1 tRNA gene and 2 rRNA genes are annotated in these 3157 nt (G+C 58.3%); all 3 read right to left on the bottom strand.

From position 1 onward, the window contains the following. Window positions 1–77, bottom strand: a tRNA-Met gene (locus tag AAHM41_RS38435). Window positions 78–137: 60 nt separating this feature from the next. Beyond that, window positions 138–253 (bottom strand): 5S ribosomal RNA (gene rrf / locus AAHM41_RS38430). Window positions 254–373: 120 nt separating this feature from the next. Then, window positions 374–3113, bottom strand: a 23S ribosomal RNA gene (locus tag AAHM41_RS38425). Between the last annotated feature and the right edge of the window lie 44 nt (window positions 3114–3157).

Raw genomic sequence — 3157 nt, 5'->3', positions numbered from 1 at the left:
TGGTTGCGGGGACAGGATTTGAACCTGTGACCTTCAGGTTATGAGCCTGACGAGCTACCGGGCTGCTCCACCCCGCGGGGGTGGTGAGAGGGCATTGTGAGAGGATGCGAAGGGGTTGGGACGAGTGGGCTTTGTGGACCTGGCGGCGACCTACTCTCCCGTGGCTTGAGCCACAGTACCATTGGCGCTGAGGGGTTTCACGGCCGAGTTCGGGATGGGATCGGGTGCTGGGGCCCTCGCTATGGCCACCAGGTCGACGAAGCCCACTCGTGTGTCTGAGTGAATGCTGCTGCGGGCAGAGGGGTGTTGTTGCAGGGCGATTGCCGCTGCGCGCGGTGAGGGGCGTAGCCCGTGAGGGCGAAGCCACCTTACTGAGATCAAGCCGATCGAGCGATTAGTACCGGTTAGCTCAACGCATTGCTGCGCTTACACACCCGGCCTATCGACGTGGTCGTCTGCCACGGCTCTGATAGGGAATACTGGTTTTGAGGGGGGCTTCCCGCTTAGATGCTTTCAGCGGTTATCCCGTCCGCACATAGCTACCCGGCGATGCGACTGGCGTCACAACCGGTGCACCAGAGGTGCGTCCATCCCGGTCCTCTCGTACTAGGGACAGCTCCTCGCAATATTCCAACACCCACGGTAGATAGGGACCGAACTGTCTCACGACGTTCTGAACCCAGCTCACGTACCACTTTAAATGGCGAACAGCCATACCCTTGGGACCTGCTCCAGCCCCAGGATGTGATGAGCCGACATCGAGGTGCCAAACACCCCCGTCGATGTGGACTCTTGGGGGGTATCAGCCTGTTATCCCCGGCGTACCTTTTATCCGTTGAGCGATGGCCCTTCCACGCGGGACCACCGGATCACTATGGCCGACTTTCGTCTCTGCTCGAACCGTCGCTCTCGCAGTCAGGCGGGCTTATGCCATTGCACTCGTCGAACGATTTCCGACCGTTCTGAGCCCACCATCGCGCGCCTCCGTTACTCTTTGGGAGGCGACCGCCCCAGTCAAACTACCCACCATGCAGGGTCCCGGCCCCGGATCACGGGGCTCGGTTAGACGTCAAGAACAACAAGGGTGGTATTTCAAGGTTGGCTCCACCCAAGCTGGCGCCTGGGCTTCAAAGCCTCCCACCTATCCTACACATGTCATTCCTAACGCCACTGCAAAGCTATAGTAAAGGTGCACGGGGTCTTTCCGTCTAGCCGCGGGTACTCCGCATCTTCACGGAGAATTCAATTTCGCTGAGTCGACTGTGGAGACAGTGGGGAAGTCGTTACGCCATTCGTGCAGGTCGGAACTTACCCGACAAGGAATTTCGCTACCTTAGGACCGTTATAGTTACGGCCGCCGTTTACCGGGGCTTCAATTCAAGGCTTGCACCTCTCCTCTTAACCTTCCGGCACCGGGCAGGCGTCAGACCCTATACGTCGTCTTGTCGACTTCGCAGAGCCCTGTGTTTTTGTTAAACAGTCGCTACCCCCTGGTCTGTGCCCCCCACGCCTGGTTGCCCAAGCGCAGGGCCCTCTTCTCCCGAAGTTACGAGGGCAATTTGCCGAGTTCCTTCACAATCGTTCTCTCAAGCGCCTTGGTATACTCTACCAGTCCACCTGTGTCGGTTTCGGGTACGGTCTATACGGCAGGGCTATTTCCCGGATGTCCTTCGCTGCACACCCAATCCGATAAGGGCGCACAACTTACAGCCATCGTCACCTCTGCCAGGCCCAGGACTATTAACCTGGTTCCCATCGACTACGCCTTTCGGCCTCGCCTTAGGGGCCGGCTCACCCTGCGTGGATTAACCTTGCGCAGGAACCCTTGGACTTTCGGCGACAGTGTTTCTCACACTGTTTGTCGCTACTCATGTCAGCATTCGCACTTCCGATACCTCCAGCGCCTCTCGCGAGACACCTTCGCAGGCCTACGGAACGCTCCGCTACCGCGCTCGATCGCTCGAGCACCCACAGCTTCGGCACGTGGCTTGAGCCCCGTTACATCTTCGGCGCAGGACGGCTTGACCAGTGAGCTATTACGCTTTCTTTAAAGGATGGCTGCTTCTAAGCCAACCTCCTGGTTGTCGACGCTGTCCCACATCCTTTCCCACTTAGCCACGATTTGGGGGCCTTAGCTGGTGGTCTGGGTTGTTTCCCTCTTGACGATGGACGTTAGCACCCACCGTCTGTCTGCCGGACTGTACTCACGGGTATTCGGAGTTTGGTTAGGTTTGGTAGGTCTCGCGACCCCCTAGCCCATCCAGTGCTCTACCCCCCGCGGTAATCATCCGACGCGCTACCTCAATAGCTTTCGCGGAGAACCAGCTATTTCCGAGTTTGATTGGCCTTTCACCCCTAGCCACAGCTCATCCCCGGCCTTTTCAACGGACGTGGGTTCGGTCCTCCAGCGGGTGTTACCCCGCCTTCAACCTGGCCATGGCTAGATCACCCGGTTTCGGGTCTAACGCGTGCAACTCTGACGCCCTATTCAGACTCGCTTTCGCTGCGCCTACACCTCTCGGCTTAAGCTTGCTGCACACGCTAAGTCGCTGACCCATTATACAAAAGGTACGCCGTCACGGGACAAGCCCGCTCCGACTGCTTGTAGGCATCCGGTTTCAGGTCTCTTTCACTCCCCTCGTCGGGGTGCTTTTCACCTTTCCCTCACGGTACTGGTGCACTATCGGTCACTGAGGAGTACTTAGGCTTGGAGGGTGGTCCCCCCATGTTCAGACAGGATTTCACGTGTCCCGCCCTACTCATGGATCACACCCGGTTTACCCGTACGGGGCTATCACCCGCTATGGCCCGACTTTCCAGACGGTTCCGGTTATGTAGATGTGATCACTGGCCTGGTCCGCGTTCGCTCGCCACTACTAACGGAGTCTCGGTTGATGTCCTTTCCTCCGGGTACTGAGATGTTTCAGTTCCCCGGGTTCGCTTCCGTCACCTATGGATTCAGTGCCGGATACCGCATAAGCGGTGGGTTTCCCCATTCGGAGATCTGCGGATCAAAGGGTGCTCGCCCCTCCCCGCAGCTTATCGCAGCGTGCCACGTCCTTCATCGCCTCTCAGTGCCAAGGCATCCACCAGATGCCCTTAGACGCTTGATCTCAGCTTCTTCTACTAGAGAAGCACCGCGCACAGAGGCAAGCGC

The sequence above is a fragment of the Inquilinus sp. OTU3971 genome (assembly GCF_038440215.1).
Note: the sequence above shows the minus strand (reverse complement) of the source record. Positions and strands in the feature narration are given on the sequence as shown.